General features: G+C 61.5%; 13 protein-coding genes and 3 pseudogenes. 6 read left to right on the plus strand and 10 right to left on the minus strand.

Translation table 11 applies throughout. From position 1 onward, the window contains the following. Positions 1-120: 120 nt before the first annotated feature. The 3 genes from M0D64_RS07705 to M0D64_RS07715 are packed head-to-tail and all read right to left on the minus strand — an operon-like array spanning position 121 to position 5,965. Positions 121-3,177, minus strand: coding sequence for an efflux RND transporter permease subunit (locus M0D64_RS07705; RefSeq protein ID WP_266257211.1), 3,057 nt, complete (start codon positions 3,175-3,177; stop codon positions 121-123). Positions 3,178-3,194: 17 nt separating this feature from the next. Then, positions 3,195-4,286: an efflux RND transporter periplasmic adaptor subunit gene (locus M0D64_RS07710; protein ID WP_168435821.1), complete on the minus strand. Its 1,092-nt coding sequence runs from the start codon at positions 4,284-4,286 to the stop codon at positions 3,195-3,197. After that, positions 4,283-5,965, minus strand: coding sequence for an efflux transporter outer membrane subunit (locus tag M0D64_RS07715; RefSeq protein ID WP_266257212.1), 1,683 nt, complete (start codon positions 5,963-5,965; stop codon positions 4,283-4,285). The genes M0D64_RS07710 and M0D64_RS07715 overlap by 4 nt, the downstream gene beginning before the upstream one ends. A gap of 463 nt (positions 5,966-6,428) precedes the next feature. Here M0D64_RS07715 and M0D64_RS07720 point away from each other — a divergent pair. After that, positions 6,429-7,159 (plus strand): annotated as a pseudogene (locus M0D64_RS07720) (IS6 family transposase). Between the two features lie 143 nt (positions 7,160-7,302). Then, entirely contained in the window at positions 7,303-7,605 is a 303-nt protein-coding gene (locus tag M0D64_RS07725) for a hypothetical protein (protein WP_154563371.1), read from the plus strand. 289 nt (positions 7,606-7,894) lie between these two features. Here M0D64_RS07725 and M0D64_RS07730 read toward each other — a convergent pair whose 3' ends face one another. From M0D64_RS07730 to M0D64_RS07755, 6 genes and pseudogenes are all read right to left on the minus strand, one after another. Next, the gene (locus tag M0D64_RS07730) at positions 7,895-8,707 is read right to left on the minus strand and encodes a crotonase/enoyl-CoA hydratase family protein (RefSeq protein WP_154563373.1); all 813 of its coding nucleotides are present in this window, start codon (positions 8,705-8,707) and stop codon (positions 7,895-7,897) included. Positions 8,708-8,716: 9 nt separating this feature from the next. Then, positions 8,717-9,535, minus strand: coding sequence for an SDR family oxidoreductase (locus M0D64_RS07735; protein WP_154563375.1), 819 nt, complete (start codon positions 9,533-9,535; stop codon positions 8,717-8,719). A 64-nt stretch (positions 9,536-9,599) separates the two neighbouring features. Beyond that, positions 9,600-10,154 carry a hypothetical protein gene (locus M0D64_RS07740; protein WP_154563377.1) on the minus strand — a complete coding sequence of 185 codons (555 nt, stop codon included), beginning with the start codon at positions 10,152-10,154 and terminating at the stop codon, positions 9,600-9,602. A gap of 298 nt (positions 10,155-10,452) precedes the next feature. Further along, a complete protein-coding gene (locus tag M0D64_RS07745) occupies positions 10,453-10,656 on the minus strand; it encodes a hypothetical protein (protein ID WP_154563379.1) in 204 nt (67 codons plus the stop codon). 252 nt (positions 10,657-10,908) lie between these two features. Continuing rightward, positions 10,909-11,514, minus strand: a pseudogene (locus M0D64_RS07750) (TetR/AcrR family transcriptional regulator); the annotation flags it as partial. 153 nt (positions 11,515-11,667) lie between these two features. Further along, complete coding sequence (locus M0D64_RS07755; RefSeq protein ID WP_233464970.1) at positions 11,668-12,207, minus strand: hypothetical protein; 540 nt, start codon at positions 12,205-12,207, stop codon at positions 11,668-11,670. A gap of 682 nt (positions 12,208-12,889) precedes the next feature. Here M0D64_RS07755 and M0D64_RS07760 point away from each other — a divergent pair. From M0D64_RS07760 to M0D64_RS07775, 4 genes and pseudogenes are all read left to right on the plus strand, one after another. After that, positions 12,890-14,020 (plus strand): IS630 family transposase, encoded by a 1,131-nt coding sequence (locus tag M0D64_RS07760; RefSeq protein ID WP_266257213.1) that lies wholly within the window; start codon positions 12,890-12,892, stop codon positions 14,018-14,020. A gap of 25 nt (positions 14,021-14,045) precedes the next feature. Beyond that, a complete protein-coding gene (locus M0D64_RS07765; RefSeq protein WP_266257214.1) occupies positions 14,046-14,432 on the plus strand; it encodes an MAPEG family protein in 387 nt (128 codons plus the stop codon). A gap of 79 nt (positions 14,433-14,511) precedes the next feature. Continuing rightward, positions 14,512-14,811: a hypothetical protein gene (locus M0D64_RS07770; RefSeq protein ID WP_266257215.1), complete on the plus strand. Its 300-nt coding sequence runs from the start codon at positions 14,512-14,514 to the stop codon at positions 14,809-14,811. Positions 14,812-15,198: 387 nt separating this feature from the next. Then, positions 15,199-15,642 (plus strand): annotated as a pseudogene (locus M0D64_RS07775) (DDE-type integrase/transposase/recombinase); the annotation flags it as partial. Positions 15,643-15,726: 84 nt separating this feature from the next. Here M0D64_RS07775 and M0D64_RS07780 read toward each other — a convergent pair. Then, the gene (locus M0D64_RS07780; protein WP_266257216.1) at positions 15,727-16,770 is read right to left on the minus strand and encodes an alcohol dehydrogenase catalytic domain-containing protein; all 1,044 of its coding nucleotides are present in this window, start codon (positions 16,768-16,770) and stop codon (positions 15,727-15,729) included.

The raw sequence follows: 16,770 nt of genomic DNA on the forward strand, positions 1-16,770 counted from the left end.
GAGCCGCAAAGTATTTCGCGATGATGTGAGGCTGCTTCTGCCGATGGTGCAGCCAGCGACGAGTATCGCGCCGCATCGCTTCATGGTCGCGAGGACGCTGCTGGGTAATCGCGCCGCGCGTTACGATTCAGCGTTGCGTCGGACCTTGAACCATGCCGCGTAAAGGGCCGGCATGAAAAAAATTGTCAGCAAGGTCGCGACCGTGAGGCCGCCCATGATGGCGATCGCCATCGGGGCCCAGAAGATGCTCCGCGTCAGCGGGATCATGGCGAGCACCGTAGCCGCCGCGGTCAGCGCCACCGGACGCGTCCGGTGGACGGCCGCATCAACGACCGCGCTCCAGGTGTCACGCCCTTGCGCAATTTCCGCCTGCACCTGGTCGACCAGGATCACCGAGTTGCGCATGATCATCCCGCTCAAAGCGGTGACCCCAAGAATGGCGACGAAACCGAGCGGCGCTTGGAAAATAAGCAGCCCGGCGACAACGCCGATGAGCCCCAGCGGTGCCGTCAGGAACACCATCGTCACGCGCGAGAAGCTCTGAAGTTGCAGCATCAGGATCGTGAGGATCGTAATCAGCATCACCGGAAACACCGCCATCAGCGCGCGGTTGGCCTTGTCGCTTTCCTCGACTGCGCCGCCGACGTCGATGCGGTAACCGAAGGGCAGCTTCGCCTCAATGTCCTTCAGGAGCGGCCGAATCTCCTGGGTCACCGACACGCCCTGCTCGCCGTCCTTGACGTCCGCGCGCACAGTGATCGCCATGTCACGGTTGCGGCGCCAGAGCACCGGCTCTTCGAGTTCGTAGCGCACGCGCGCGACCTGCGACAGCGGCACCACCGTTCCCTCGCGTGTGTAGAGATTGACGTCCTTCAGCGAGTCCAGATCGAGCCGCTCGGAAGATACGGCGCGGGCGACGATGTCGATCAAATCCTCGTGTTCGCGCAAGTGGGACAGTGTCACGCCGTTCATGAAGGTCTGGGTCACGAAGGCGACGTCGGCCGGCGCCAGGCCGAGCGCGCGCGCCTTGTCCTGGTCCAGGTCGACTCTCAGGGTACGAACCGGGTCGTTCCAGTCGAGCTGGACGTCGCGCACTTTGGGGCTGGACGCCACCACCGCTTCGACCTCGCGGGCGATTTCGCGGACCTTCTGCGTCTCGGAGCCAACGACACGGAACTGTACCGGGAAACCGACCGGCGGACCGAGTTCGAGGCGGGTGACGCGAACCCACACTTGCGGGAATTCCTCGTTAACACTCTCCATCAGGCGCGACCGCACGCGCTCACGAGCCTGCGTGTCCTTCGTCACGACGACGAAGACAGCGTAGCCCGGATTCGGCAGTTCGGGATTAAGAGCGAGATAGAAGCGTGGCTGGCCTGCGCCCGTGTAAGCCGTGAAGAAACGCACGTCTTCGTCCTTCTTCAGAACCGCTTCCATTTTCTTCACCTGCTCGGTGGTCGCAGCGAACGAAGCGCCTTCCTTCAGTCGCAACTCGACAATCAGCTCGGGCCGCGCGCTGTTGGGGAAGAACTGCTGTGGCACGAACCTGATTCCGGCAATCGCAGCGGCGAGTGCGGCCACCGTCGCCCCGATGACCCACCAGCGCCGCTCGAGGGCGAGATCGATCCAGCCGCGCAGCTTGCGGTAGAAGGCTGTGTCATATGGGTCGCCACCATGGTGCTGCCTGCCGAAGTCCTTTGGCAGCATGTTGACGGCGAGGTACGGCGTGATCAGCCCCGAGACGACCCACGAGAAAAGCACTGCGGTGCCGACGATCCAGAAAATGCCGCCCGCATACTCGCCGGTGGTCGACTTGGCGAACCCGATCGGCATGAAGGCGGCGGCCGTGATGAGCGCGCCAGTCAGCCGCGGCATCGCGGTCGCCGTGTACGAGTAGGTGGCCGCTTTCACGCGGTCCCACCCTTCTTCCATCTTCACGACCGTCATCTCTACCGCGATGATGCCGTCGTCCACCAGCAGACCGAGGGCGATGATCAGGGACCCAAGCGAGACGCGCTCGAGATTCCAGCCCATCGCAAGCATTACCAGGGCGACGACACCAAGCACGATCGGCACCGAGATCCCGACCACGATTCCCGTGCGCCAGCCGAGAGTGATCAGGCAAACCGCGAGCACGATGGTCAGCGCTTCCAGCAGCGAGCGCTCAAACTCCCAGATCGATTCGCTGACGACGGTCGGCTGATCGGCCACCCGCTCGAGTTCGACGCCATAGGGCAGCTCGAGCTGCACCTTGGCGACTGCCTGTTCGATCGCCTTGCCGAGGTCGACTATGTTGCCGTCGTCGGTCATTGTGATGCCGAGCATCAGCACTTGCTGCCCATTCTGGCGTACCGTATAAATTGGAGGGTCTTCGTATCCACGCGTGATCGACGTGAAGTCGCCGAGCTTCAGCAGACGGCCGCCGGCGGCGATCGGAACGTTGCGGATATCGTCCAAGCTGTTGAACTGGCCGCTGACGCGCACGAGCACGCGATCGCCATGCGTGTCGATCTGTCCGCTTGCCAATACGCTGTTCTGATTTTTGAGGCTTTCGGCGATCTGCAGCGGCGTGATTCCAAGCGCCGCCAGCCGCCCGTTCGAGAACTCGACGTAAACCTTCTTGGCCTGCTTGCCATAGATGTCGACCTTTTTCACCATCGGCACCTTAAGGAGTTGCCGCTTGATGTCTTCGGCGACGTCAGATAGCTCCCACTGGCTGATGCCGTCGCCCTTGACGGCATAGAGCAACCCGGTCACGTCGCCGTATTCGTCGTTGAAGATCGGGCCGATGACGCCGTCGGGGAGCTCGAGCTTGATGTCGTTGAACTTCTTGCGCGCCTGATACCAAGCCTCGCGCTGGTCCGCACGGGACGTGCCGCCCTTCACGGTGATCGTCATGCCGCCGTACCCTTGGCGCGCATAGGTCACGACCTTCTCGAAGTGATCGAGCTGCTCGAACTTCTTCTCCATGCGGTTGAGCACCTCGTCCTGGATCTGTTGCGCCGTGGCGCCGGGCCAGATCACGAGCGCGGTCATCGACGGCACTGAGAAGTTCGGATCCTCGAGCTGGCCGAGCCTTGTGAAGCTGAGCGAGCCGCCAATGCCAATCACAAGGATCAGGAATAGCACGATGGCGCGGTGGTTCAGCGCCCATTCGGTGAGGTTGAACGACTTCATCGAGCAGATTACCCGGTTTAGAAGGTGCGCGGCGCGCCGGCGAGCGCGACCTTCAGGCCAGGGGCCATCTTCTGCACACCCGCGGTGACGATCAGCTCGCCTGCCGGCGGTCCCGACACGAGCACCTCGTCGTTGCGATAGCCGTGCACCGAAACGCCGGTCAGGTCGACCGTACCCACCGGCTCGGAACCCGCACGACGAACCACCCAGACGGCGGGCTGGCCCTTGTTCTGCGTGATGGCCGAGGCAGGGATGACTGCTGCCGGCGCTTCGCCGACCGGACGCTCGACCAACAGCGTGGCGGTCGCACCGAGCGGCAGCGCCCGGGGCACCGCGGGTTTCAGGCGGGCACGGTAAGTTCGGGTTTGCGCGGCCGCCTGGGGCGAGAGTTCCCTCAACACGACGTCGAAACTTTGCTCGGGCGCGCTAGCGAGCCACGCCTTGTACCGGGCCGTCTTGAACGTCGCGAGACGATCTTCCGGCAGGTCGGCGACGATCTCGGGCTCGCCTTCGTTGGCGATCGAAACCATCGGCTGGCCCTCGGCGACGACCTCCCCCACTTCGAAACGCACGGCGGTGACGACGCCACTCTGCGACGCGCGCAGCACCGTATATTTCAACCGATTGCGTACGAGCTCGAGTTTCTTCCCCTCGGCTTGGGCCGTCGCCGACGTTGTCTGCGCACCGGTCTGCGCCTTCTCGTCGTCGGATACGCTCACCGAGCCGTCGGTTTTGAGCAAATTGAGCCGCTGCCGATCGGACTCGGCCAGTCGGGCCTGCGAACTGGCGGCGGTCAGTTGCTGCCGTGCTGCTTCCTCGGCGAGCCGAAAGTCGGTATCGTCGAGCACCGCCAGCACGTCGCCCTCGCGAACCTTCTGGCCGACGTCGACCTTGCGCTTGACAACCTTGCCGCCAACACGAAATGCCTCATTGACTTCGTGGCGCGACTGCACGGTGCCGACGTAACGGTCGGTCACCGGGGTCTTGTCATAGCGGATCTCGGCAGTGCGGACTGCTCGAAGCGCCTCGGGGGCGGGCTTCGACCCGCAGGCAACCAGCATAGCTGCGACAGGCGCGGCTGCGAACAGTGCAGTGAGAGAGGTTTTCACGATGGTTCCTCGTGTCGATCCACGTTTGATGAATTGCGCGAAACCGCGGTGCCGACAGGCGCGGCAACGGGCTCGAACACCTCCCAACCTCCGCCAAGCGCCTTGTACAGCTGGACGCTGTCGAGCAGCAATTGCGTGCTGCTGTCGTTAGCGATCGCACGGACGGCCAACCGCGTCCGCTGAGCGTCGAGCAGCGGCAAAAGGTCGATCTGGCCGCGGTTGTAAAGGGATTGTGCGTGGCCCAGCGCCGCTTCGGCCGAAGTCGCTGCGTTCTGCAGCAGCTGCGCACGTTGGCGTTCGTCGTCGAGCACAACCAGCGCGTTCTCGACGTCTTCGAGCGCGCGAACGATCGCGTCCTCATAATGAAGGACCGCTTCCTTTTGACCGCTCTCGGCGATGTCGTTGATCGCCTGCGTCCGCCCGGCATTGAAGATCGGCATTGCGATGAGGCCGGCGACGTTGCTGAAGCGCGCCGGACCGAGGGCAATCCCGTTGAGATCGATGGACTCACGGCCGAACACTGCACCGAGAATTAGCCGCGGAAACCATTCCGCCACCGCCTGTTGCCTGCGCGCGTTGGCCGCGTCAAGCTGCGCGCTTGCGACCAGCAGATCCGGCCTCCGCTGCAACAGGGCGGCCGGTTGTCCCGGATGCGCGGGCGGAACGATTGCTTCGACGCCCGATGGCGTGATGCTCCCGGCATTGAAGGCCTGATCTCCCAAGAGGACCGCAATGTGATGGCGCGAAACGGCGGCAAGGGCCTCGAGCGGCGGTATGGCCGCGCGCGTTTTCGAAGCTTCGGTCTTCACGCGCTCGACGTCGAACGGCGTCGCGAGGCCGACGCGTTCGCGGGCCGTCACCAAGCGCAGCGTCTCGTCCTGCGCGGCTGATATCGCGCGCACGGTCTCCAGCTGACGCAACGCCCCGGCGAGCGTGAAGTAGTTCGTGGCGACATCGGTCAACACAAGAAGGCGCACGCCGCGCGCGGTATTTTCGACCGCGATCGTGTCGGCTGCAGCCGCGGCCGCACCCGCCCGCAGACGGCCGAAGAGGTCGACTTCCCACGAGGCAGCAATACCGACCTGTCCGGCCCGTGTATTTGCCGCTTCAGGAACGACGTTTTTGAGGACTGTGTCGTAATTGGTCCTGTGATCGAAGCCGTTAGCGCCAATGCTCAAGGTTGGCAGGAGCCACGAGCGGCTGATTGTTTCTCCGGCTCTCGCGGCCCGCACGCGCTCCGCCGCGATCCGGACGTCCCGGTTCTCCTGCGCCGCCCGACGGACCAGATCCGAAAGCACCGGATCGCCGAAGCTATCCCACCAAGCGGTCTCGGGCTCCTCCGCAGATGCGGACGCGGCCGCGAACCGGCCGGGAACCTCGATGGAGGGCTGCATGACCGGTGTCGCGCAACTCGCCAGAGCAAGCGCCAGCAACACGACCAGCGTGGCGGCCGGCCCGCGCCCTGACACCTCTGCAAGGCGAGGCGGCAGCCCCGTCGTCTGGGCAACGGTTGCAAACGACGGCATCGGTTTCGGGTTGAGTAAATCTGATTTGCAAACGGCGCGGCGGAAGGCCGGCCAGGAGCGGGATTCACGGTGCTGCAGACACACATACTGCGAGTGCGTGTACGCGCCGGTGATCGGCATCGCGGCAAAGGCCCCACCGCCGAGCGAATCCACAACGCCGACCAGACCGCACCCCGGCGTGAAAGGCAGTCGCGGCGTTTCGGGAGGAACACTCTCGCGCATCATCAAGTCCGTCAAGCTGACACCTGCGGCCGGCATTTTGACCGGCATTTCGCCATCCTTGGGCTCGGAGCATTCCTCCTTAACTACCGCGAGCGCGTTGGGACCACCGTAGTGAATCGCGACGATACGTGTGTGTCTCATAAGGCGCCTGCCGAGCACTCGATGTCCCACTGCACAAATCGCTGAGCAACGACTCCGTTTTAATGTGCCGGCTGATCGCGCATAAAAACGACAAGCCGACCTGGCACGTTTGAATTCAAGCTACTCGCCTGTTTCCGCAACGCCTTGATGCAGGTCATGAAACTGGCACTTTGGACCTCCGTCGGCTAAGGCGACGAGGCCGGTATCCGACGGGCGTTGTCAGGTTGCTGGTCGTCTCACGTAAGATGACGCAATGAAGAAATGGAAATCGCTGTATCGCGGTCACCGTTTTCCAGCGGGCGCGATCAGTTGCGCCGTGCGCTGGTACCACTGGTATCAATTCAGCTTGCGTGACATCGAAGAACTGCTCTTTGAACGTAGCGTGATCGTGACCTACAAGACGATCCGATGCTGGTGCGATAAGTTTGGCGCAGACTTTGCTCGTCGGGTGAAAGCGGCGCGTCGCAAGCCAGGCGGCAGATGGCACCTTGACGAGATGTTCGTGACGTTGCGCGGCGAACCTTACCTGCTATGGCGCGCAGTGGGCGAGCGCGGCGCCGAACTCGACATCCTACTGCAAACGCGGCGCGATAAGGCCGCGGCCAAGCGCATTAAGCGTGTGCTGCGCTCGAGCCCAGTGCCGCGCAAGATCATCACCGATGAGCTGCGCGGCTATCCGGCCGCCAAAGCTGAGATTCCAGAGCTGGCGAGCGTAAAGCACGTGTCTGTCAAAGCGGCAGCCGACTGAACAACCGAGCTGAAAACACCCACCACCCGACACGCGAACGCGAGCGTCGCATGCGCGGTTTCCGCAATCCGAAACGCACGCAGGCCTTCCTGTCGAGCTTCGGACTGATCCGGCAACACTTCGCGCTCAAGCGGCATCTGCTACGCGCTTCACTTTATCGCAAACAGCTTGCAGCAAGGTTCGTTGCCTGGCGCGAATTCACCGACCTCGCCCCAGATCCGTCGACTGGTTTCTAAATCATCGTCACTCCTCCAGCGTTTTGTCTCACGCATGGCAAGTTGACAACGCCGTATACTCCTATGTGCACCAGGAAGTCACCTCGGCTTCCGCGTGACTCGATCAGTTCTTCAGTCAAAAAGGAGTGGCGAGCGATGAACGCGTGACCGTTATCAGCGACGACGTTGGTGAATTTGAGAAGGCCGTCCAGGGCAGTCAGCTGGCTCGCGGCCGGATCCTCGACTGGTTCCACATCGCGATAAAGTTCAAGGCGGAGCAGCGTTCCGTGTTCGGCAGCAAGATGATCGCCTCGCTGGAACGGGAATCGGTGGAGACCGAAATCACCAACCCCAAGTGGCTGAAGGATGGCCGGGATTCGCAATTATGCTCTGCAGAGCATAAGGCAGAGGTTTTTTTGGTTACCGATCGCGGGCCGACCTCGATCGACCTGTCCATGCGCCCGTAGCCGCGATCGCCAACCAAAAGGACCTCTGCCATATCTTAAGCTTAAGATATTTGCGAATCCCGGCCGCCCCTCTTTGTAGCGCCATACAGGATGTCGGGCAAACGCGGGAAGAACGATGCTAACGACGCTGCGGCGATTTGCGAAGCCGTAACATCGGGGTCGCATTGTCAGGCCGGCACCGACCGACGGAAAGAACAGACCATTCAACCCTGCCGCAAGATAAGGAAACCTGACGAAATCGACCTCCCCAACTTTTGCACGCTCTCGGCCAGCCTTGGGGCTACGCGCTCTAATTTTTGAATTTGGCTGGCCGCTTCTCCCTCGCGGCGGTCATCACCTCGGTCAGGTCTTCCGACAGAAGCATCGCCGCATTCCACGTGGCAATATAGTTCAGGCCGTCGGCCACCGAATGGTCGCGCGAATAAACCACCATTTCCTTGATACCGCGAATCGACAGCGGCGACTTGGCAGCGATGGTGGCGGCGATCTCCGACACTCCCCTCCGCAGATCTTCGGGCGAATCATAGACACGATTCACCAGACCGACTTGCCTCGCCTCCTCGGCATCGAACCGGCGGCCGGTGTAGGCCAGTTCGCGAACGATGCCGTCCGGCACCAGCTTGGGCATGCGCTGCAGCGTTCCAACGTCGGCGGTCATGCCCACATCGATTTCCCTGATCGAGAAGTAGGCGCCGGCCGACGCGTAACGCATGTCGCAGCAGGTGACGAGGTCGATGGCGCCGCCGATGCAGGCGCCGTGGATCGCGGCCAGGACAGGCTTGCGGCAGCGCTCGATGCTGGTCAGCGTGTCCTGCAGCTCGAGAATCCGGCGGCGCAGCTTGTCTCGCGCTCGCCCGTCACACTGGTCCTGGATCTCGTTCTTTATGCCAGCGAGCATGGCGAGGTCGATACCCGACGAAAAATGCGTGCCCCCTCCACTGATGACGGCCACCCGAGCCTCCGCCGTCTCGTCCACCCAGCGAAATGCGTCGCGGATGTCCAGCCACATCTGCTCGCTCATGGCATTGGCGTAGTCGGGACGATTCAGCTCAATTGTGGCAATGCCGTCGGCGAGCGCGACGCTAAGTGTTTCGAAGTTCATGATCGGGGTTCATCCTTGCTGGGCGCGCAACATCTGCTCGGCACCCATGTTGAACAGCGCCGAACCGGGCAGGTTCTGGCCACCATCGCAAACGACCACGCAACCCGTAATGTAGGAGGCGAGCGGCGGGGCAAGAAATGCCGCGACCTGGCCGATGTCGTCAACGGTTCCGGTGCGGCGCAGCGGCACGGCGTTGATCAGCTTTTTCTTTTCCGCGGGATCGGAGAGGCGCTTCAACCCTTCGGTTTCCTCGATGGGTCCGGGCACGATGCTGTTGGCACGGATGCCGAATCGTCCCCATTCCAGAGCGATGTTCTTCATCATCATGTCGATGCCAGCCTTGGCCGCACCCACATGAACTTGAAAGGCATGAGGCATGTAAGCCATGCCGGCCGAAATGTACAGGATCGTGCCCTTCGTTTCCTTGAGTTGCTCGAACGCACTGCGAGTGGCATTGAAGGATCCAAGCAGATCGATGTCGATCACTGTCTTGAACCCGTTGGGAGAGAGTTTTTCGGCAGGCACGAGAAAGTTGCCGGCTGCTCCACAGACGAGGACGTCCATTGCACCCAGCGCTGCCCTGGATTTTTCGAGCGCCGCTTCGAGTGGGGCACTGTCGCGCACGTCCGCGCTGACCTTGGTGCCGAACGCCCGTAACTCTGCAGCCGCAGCATCGAGCATTTCCTGAGTGCGTCCACAAATGGCGACGTTAGCGCCAAGTGCAGCGAAATTCTTCGCTACGCCGAGATTGATGCCGCTGCCGCCGCCGGTGACAAAAACGGTTTTGCCTTTGTACAGATCCTTCGAGAAATACTGAGTAACGAGCATGGTGTGTCTCCAAAGGCTCGAATTTAATCTTGCTTCGCTGATACGGGAGGCATCACCGCCAGGGTTACGAAGCGCTTTGTACGGGGGCGGTCACCCGCTGAATCGTGTATTCAAAAAGGAGCTCCTTCAGTTCGGCATCGACTTTGTCCACGATTGCACCATTGGAACCAAACATCGTGACGGAAACGGCGAAGCCGCGTTTGCCGCCCTGCTTCGCCTCGATCTCGAACGAAGTATCTTGAACGCGTTCCGCCAGCGTTCGGCCAAGCAGTCGGACCGCCGCATCGGCGCGCAGCGAAGGCTCATGGACATTCCCCAACTCAGTCAGCGGCAATGCGTCGACGATGTACACCCGCTTCGGCCACGCAGGCCGCTCCGCGATATATTCACGTGCGAACTCGATCGCTTCCGCTTCGATTGCCGTCTTTCCTGCTGCAAGCGTCACATAGACAACGGGGAACTCGCCGCATAGGGATTGGGTTGGCCCACTACGGCTGCCGGTGCGACGGATGGGCACCGAGTGAAGGCAGCCTCCACCATCTGGCGAGCCGGATACACGCCTGCAGACCGTTTCGACATCACGAACAAGAAGATTGCAAAAGGCGTCGGGGCCATACATGTACGAAATGGACGACTACCCTCTGAAGTAGGGGGGCACGAAGGTACTGCTAAAACCCGGCGATCACCGAACGACACTCCAGACGGCATTGATACCATCATGGATATCATTCGTGGCTGGCACGGCCCGACATGGCCAGCGCTCTCTTTGGACCGCTCGTCTTACTTCATCCAGGTCCGCACACGCCGTTCGATGTCTGAGATCTGCCCGTCGAGCTGGTCGAGATCCTTTCATAGCTCGCGAAAGGAGTCGAGCGGAAGCTTCGCCTCCGCAATAGCGTAGCGCCGCCATACCGCGTTCACTCCGACGGGCCTGCCGCAGGAAACGGACTGTGCCAGTCCATCCAGTCGTATAAGTCGCTATGGTGCGCCCATGCCCAGTTCCTTGCCGGAGTGGGATTAATCACCTCGACGACATGGTTCGACGCCCAACCCACGTCGCTCCGATCATTCGTGCCGCTTCCGCGATCGCTATTTTGGAAATCCGTGTGGTCGTTAAACATGGTCATCTCCTTTGAGGGGTTTACATACACAACTGCCCGCGCCAACCAGTACGAGACTCGGGGCTCTGTCGGGGCGCCGAGTTCTGACGACCGAAAGGCTGAGCGGGGTACAGGGCGTTGCCCAGGCAGTTGCCTTCAATTTCATCGTGCTGGACCCTGGTCACGGATATTGTCGGCGTCCGCGGTGGGCGTCCGACGTCTGCGGCCGGGTACGCCCGCGCGATGATCGGCGTGCTGTATTTCTTCCGGTTGTCGCCACAATACGCACGAAAAAAATCCGGCAAGCACTGTCTGCATCACCTCGTCGCCCGCCGTCTGCGGATCGCATAGTCTGGAGAACTGCACACCATCGCGCAGGCTCACCAAGCCGAGCGCGAGCGCGTCCGCCTGTAGGGGCAATGGCCTGCCGTCGCGCTCCGACACCGTGCGGATGTACGCGCTGATCTGGTCGAGCTTTTCTTGCCGGAACGCGTTAAAGCGCACCTGAAACCCGGCGTCCCGATGCGCGAATAGTTTGGCTTCGACCCAAAGTAGAAAGAAGTCTCGATCACGAAAATACCGGCTGTAGTACGCGATGGCGCGCGCCTTCATTTCCGCGGGCGTGCCGCCCTCTTCCATGATCGCCCTCAGATTGACCTGCGCGCTATCGTGGTCCCGGCGCAGCAACTCAAGCAGCAGTTCCGGCTTACCGTCGAAGTTCGAATAGAACGCGCCGCGCGTGTAGCCGGCCGCCTCAGCGATGTCCTCCACACTTGTAGCGGCCAATCCCTTTTTGACGAACGTCTTCCGCGCAGCCTCGAGCAGGCGCTCTCGCGTCTGCTCCCTGCGCTGTGCGTGTGTCAGGCGTTCCCGTTTCATGGCATAACGTACCGGTCAGATCGCCATCTGCGGCGCCATCACATGCACGCGCGTGTCAGACGACGGATTTCGCAATGATTCTCTCGACAGGGGATTTGACAATGTCAGGCCCCAACCCCGGCGGTTCGCGCAAACTCCGGGTTGATTCTTCACTCAGAATTGCTGCGCTCGCAGCGAATCGAATTCGGCGCGGCAAACGTCGCTGAAGCGGCCGAGGATGTCGATCGAACCGTCGGCGAGCATTTCACGTAGTTGAAGGAACGTCTTTTCCGGGGCGTGATAGGTATCCACAATCTTTCGTCCAACCTGATCGGCTTCGTTCGCAACCTCTGTCGAGGATTGGACGCGCATACGGCTTATCTTTGCGAACAGACTGACGAGAGCAGCGAGGTCCGGCTCATCGTGCTGAAGCGCGTGGACATAGCAATGCGACGCCTCCTCGATGAACTCCTTATAGAGGTCCTGCCGGCGAATGCGGTCGTGCGCAAGCCACTCTGCCTTAGCCTGCGTTCGTTGCGTGACAACGGATGTCAGGCCGGCGATCGTTGCACCGAACAGTGCTGCCATTGCTGACAGGAGCGTTGTGTTCATCATGTTGCCTCGGCGAACTCTATCAACCTGCTGAATTTGATGCAGTTCGGCTTTCTGCCAGGGTATTCGAGGGCGTAAAAATGACGTTGCTCGACGACGCACACGAACTCACCTCGCGCGCGGCTGGAGGTTGCGTCGACCAGCGCCCCGAGGTAAGTCGAGCAAAGCCCGCACAGCGGGCGCGAGGCGAGTGCCCCAGAAACGGAGGGGCCGATGCGCGAGTTCAACGGCCTCATGCCAACTGCTCCGAGGAGTGAGTGATGCCACGAACGACTTGACGCCATGGCTGCGATTGCCCCCGATATCGAGGGTTCTGCACTATCGTTTTTCACAACTCGAGCGCGTCACGTGCATGCTTTGCGGTACGTGCCTGATGTTCCCGATAACTTCCCGACTACGCGCCTGCCGCGTGGCTCCGTGCATGACAACGCCCTCTATTGCGGCATCGGCCAAACTTCTACAGTGACATTAAACTCAATATTGATGTTTATGTCAATCAAGACGATAAAATCTACACCGAGGTGAAGGCGAAAAGCGGAATCGTCATACCAAACAGCGGAATCACCGGGCGCAGAAGCGCCCCATCCCGGACGCACCATGACAGGCGCCGAAACGGGCGAAAGTCGAAGCCGACGTCGGCAGCCTGGTGCAGCAAACGAAGCCACTCACTGCTGCTGCACGCTGCGTGTCGCCATGTAATATCAAACCGCCCCGCATGCAGGCGACCTAGTACAACCTCCCTTAAATAGCTTGAATAAATAACTGCCTCGGTTACCATGGCGAAATGAGCCGAGGCCGTCATGCAAAGCCGGTGAAGCTGGCGAAGAAAGAAAAACAGGAACTGCTATTGCTGATCGGGCGCAAGACGGCCGCGCAGCGGGATGTGATGCGGGCGCGCATCGTGTTGTGGGCCGATGAGGGCCACTCGAATACGGAGATTGCGCGCGAACTGGGTGTATCGGTGCAAACGGTCAGCGCGTGGCGCAAGCGCATTGCCCAGCAGGGTGCGCAAGGCATTCGCGAGGGTGAGCGCAGTGGTCGTCCACCGCGCATCACGCAGGAAGCGCGACTGCAGTTGATCGCGCTGGCGTGTGAAGGGCAGGAACCCGAGGGGCGGGTCACGCCGACGCTCGACGAGATCGTGGCACGCGCCGTGGAGCGCGGCGTCGTCGAACAGATCAGCCGCAGCCATGTGCAGCGCATTCTGCAGGCCGGTGACGTTCGTCCGCACCGGGTCCAGCAATGGCTACACAGTCCAGACCCGGCGTTTCGCGAGAAAGTCAACGTGATCTGCAAGCTGTACCGCAAGGCGCCGCGAAGCGCGGTGGTGCTCAGTATCGACGAGAAAACCGGCATTCAGGCCATCGAGCGCAAGCATCCGGGACGCGCGCCGGCGCCGGGACGGCTGCGACGTCGTGAGTTCGAATACATCCGCCATGGCACGCAGGCACTGATTGCCGCGCTTGACGTGCATACCGGACGGGTGCTGGCAGACTGCCGCGAGCGGCGCACGCAGGAAGATCTGGTCACCTTCATGGAGCGCGTGGCGGCCGCGTACCCGGGCAGGCAGGTGCACGTCATTTGGGACAATCTCAATACGCATTGCGCCCGGGCGGTCTGGCAGGCGTTCAACGCGCGGCACGGCGAGCGGTTTCACTTCCACTTCACGCCGTTGCACGCGAGCTGGGTCAATCAGATCGAACTGTGGTTTGCCCGCTACACGCGCCGTGTGCTGCGCCATACCAGCCATACCAGCACCGCGCACCTGCGCGAGCGCACCGAGCAATTTATTCGCGCGCACAATCAGGCGGCACGCCCGTTCAAATGGAGTTTCCGGGGCTATCCGCTGCAAACCGGCGCATCGGAATCGAGTGACCGACATGCCAGCTCTACCCACCAAGCCGGCGTTCGTTGATTCCCTGCCAAGGAGGCTCGTTCAAGTGAACAACGTTGCTCTCACATGCGTGGTCGTTCTAGGGCTACTACTTTTCGGCCTCGGATTATCCATCTCGGCAATGCGTTTTCGCGAAGGCACCAGCTCAGGCTGCGAGCCGAACCCCGCGAACCGGCTACACAAGCTCGTCCGGGCTCATGCCAATACCGCCGAATATGCGCCGTTCCTCGCGTTGCTGTTTCTCTATCTTGGCGCGCGATCGCCTTCGACGGCGACAGTGTCGCTGATCGTCGCGGCAACCGTGTGCCGCTGTTTGCTCGTCGTCGGACTGATCGCATGGCCAACGATGGCAAAACCCAACTCTTTCCGGTTCGTCGGCGCACTTGGGACCTACCTGACCGGCGTGGCGCTATGTGCGATGCTGCTGCGTTGAGATGCGACGGACAGACGAGATAGCGTGAGTTTCCGGGGCTATCCGCTGCAAACCGGCGCATCGTAATCGAGAGAACGACATGCCAGCTTTACCCACCAAACATTACGCTACCGAACTCCAGCGTCAACTGCGCAGCCTGCTCGGCCACGAGCAGATCGTCACGCAAGGCTACGGGTGTCACCTGCTGATCAAACGCCTGGACGATGAGGAGCCCATCGTCGTGGCGCGCCTCACCGAGCTCGGCCGCAATCGATACAGCGCCGCCTTTCGCAGCCATAATGGCCGCTGGGAACCTCTGCCAGGCACAGGTTCGCTCGAGGAGATGGCCGAGGTGGTCGTTACGCTCCTGCAGCCTTACTTGCAGCCCGACAATTATTAAATTTATTTACGGGATATTGTACTAGGTCCCGCCTGCGCAGTCCGTGCGGAGTACGGCGCGAGTCTCGCGCCGTACTGCCCAGTCGATGTGGCTCGTCCCATTTGTCCATCTGCGGTCCAGCCAACCTCCCTTGGAGCGTAACCAGCAGCCATCTTTAGAATGTGTAGACGAACTCCAGGTGCCTGATGAGCGGATGCGTACGGATGTGCAACTTCGTCACGCCGTGCATACCCATGGCACTCAATGCGTCGGTCGTGAGTGAGGTCGACATCGGAATATAGGTCACCGAGGCGTTGATAAGATGCTTGCTGCGCGCAAGGTTGAATCCGACCTCGAACGTCGGGTTCCACGAGGGGCTGAGGGCGCAGGTTGTGGGGACTGCTGTCGTCGGCGCGACGCAAGCCGGGCAGCACCTGGCATCTGGACGAGATGTTCGCGACGCTGCGCGGAGAGCAGTATCTGTTGTGGCGAGCGGTCGACGAGCACGGTGCCGAACTCGGCGTGCTGGTACAAAAGCGACGCGACAAGGCCATGGCGAAGCGCTTATTCCGGCGGGTGCTGCGTTCAAACCCGGTGCCGCGCAGGATCGGTACCGACCAACTGCGCGGTTATCCGGCGGCGAAGGCTGATATTCCGGGGCTCGCTCAGGTAAAGCACGTTTTCGTCAAAGCGGCGGCACGCGTGAACAACCACGCCGAAATCAGCCACCAGCCGACCCGCAGGCGTTTCTCTCATGCTTCGGCCCTATCCGCTAGCACTTCGCGTTGCCAAGACTTCAGATGAACGCGGGTACATCATCGCGCCATACTCAAAGAACGCTTTGCAATATGACATGGTTGGACTGTTTCTTCCCCGGTCGAGAAAGCTATCTGATAAGGATAACTACGCTTGAGCCAGACAGGTAGTCCACGCTCGTCAACTTGACAGGGCCCCCGTGGGAAGCAAGATCGCGCGCCCTTTCATGTGCCGGGCAGTGTGCTCGAACGCCAGGTCTGCATTGGAAAAAGGTACCGAGACGCCCACGGGCAGGGTCAGCGTGCCCCTCGTGAGGAACTGGTGCAGCATGTCGAGAGCGCCTTCGTCCGGTTGGAAGATGATCCAGCGGTAGCGTGCGCCCCTTGCGTCGGCCAGCGATTGCATATGCCGCCAGTCCTGGCGTGAACGCCAGGCTCCCGACAGAAGACCGCAACGGTCGATGTTCCCCAGGAGGGGATGAACGGTCGTGGCGTATCCCAGGGCTCCTTGCCGGAGGCGGCACAGAAGGGTTGCCTCATCCTCCCAGGCGCCGAAATTCACGCCGGCGTCGAAATGATCAGGCAGTTCCTCCAGACGGCGGTGGGTTCTGTCCCAGACTGCCGTCGCGCCGAGATTCCGGCAGAGGTCAATATTTGCCGTGCTGCAGATAGCGGTGACTGATGCTCCCCATGCTCCCAGGACCTGAAGCGCCAATTGGCCGAGGCCCCCCGATGCACCGTGCACCAGCACGTTCTTGCCCGTTGCATTGCCTTCGCTGATTCCCGCACCACGTAGCGCCAGCCAGAGCGTGGTAAAAGTATAGGGAAAAGCCGCCAGAGCCTTGGAAGCAAGCCCGCGGACCGCCGGCCGCACCAGGCGAGCGTCCACCGTCAGGTGCGTGGCATGCGCACCGCCCTTCTTGCCAGTCGGCACCAATCCCATGACCCGGTCGCCTGGTTGCCACGCGCTGACACCAGCGCCAACGGAAACGATCTCTCCAGCAAAATCGTTGCCGAGGACCAAAGGAAACGTTCCTGCTCCCTTGAGGCTCAGGAGACGCCGGCCGTACCCCTCGGCGCGCTTGACGTCGATGGGATTGACCGACGTCGCCTCGACCCGGACCAGAACCTCGCCTTTTCCCGGTCGGGGCATCGCGGTCTTTCGTGTCTCCAGTCGGATCGGGTCCTCCGGTCCCAGGCAAAGCAGCTTCGTTGCAGTGCTCAT

The sequence above is a fragment of the Paraburkholderia sp. WS6 genome, assembly GCF_030464835.1.
Classification (GTDB): domain Bacteria; phylum Pseudomonadota; class Gammaproteobacteria; order Burkholderiales; family Burkholderiaceae; genus Paraburkholderia; species Paraburkholderia madseniana.

What these genes read in the sequence shown, in the direction of transcription:
- M0D64_RS07735 (WP_154563375.1), bottom strand. Translation starts at nt 9,535, where the DNA reads ATGCTCGTTACTCAGTATTTCTCGAAGGATCTGTACAAAGGCAAAACC.
- M0D64_RS07760 (WP_266257213.1), top strand. Translation starts at nt 12,890, where the DNA reads ATGAGCCGAGGCCGTCATGCAAAGCCGGTGAAGCTGGCGAAGAAAGAA.
- M0D64_RS07730 (WP_154563373.1), bottom strand. Translation starts at nt 8,707, where the DNA reads ATGAACTTCGAAACACTTAGCGTCGCGCTCGCCGACGGCATTGCCACA.
- M0D64_RS07780 (WP_266257216.1), bottom strand. Translation starts at nt 16,770, where the DNA reads ATGAGCACTGCAACGAAGCTGCTTTGCCTGGGACCGGAGGACCCGATC.
- M0D64_RS07705 (WP_266257211.1), bottom strand. Translation starts at nt 3,177, where the DNA reads ATGAAGTCGTTCAACCTCACCGAATGGGCGCTGAACCACCGCGCCATC.
- M0D64_RS07770 (WP_266257215.1), top strand. Translation starts at nt 14,512, where the DNA reads ATGCCAGCTTTACCCACCAAACATTACGCTACCGAACTCCAGCGTCAA.
- M0D64_RS07740 (WP_154563377.1), bottom strand. Translation starts at nt 10,154, where the DNA reads ATGTATGGCCCCGACGCCTTTTGCAATCTTCTTGTTCGTGATGTCGAA.
- M0D64_RS07745 (WP_154563379.1), bottom strand. Translation starts at nt 10,656, where the DNA reads ATGTTTAACGACCACACGGATTTCCAAAATAGCGATCGCGGAAGCGGC.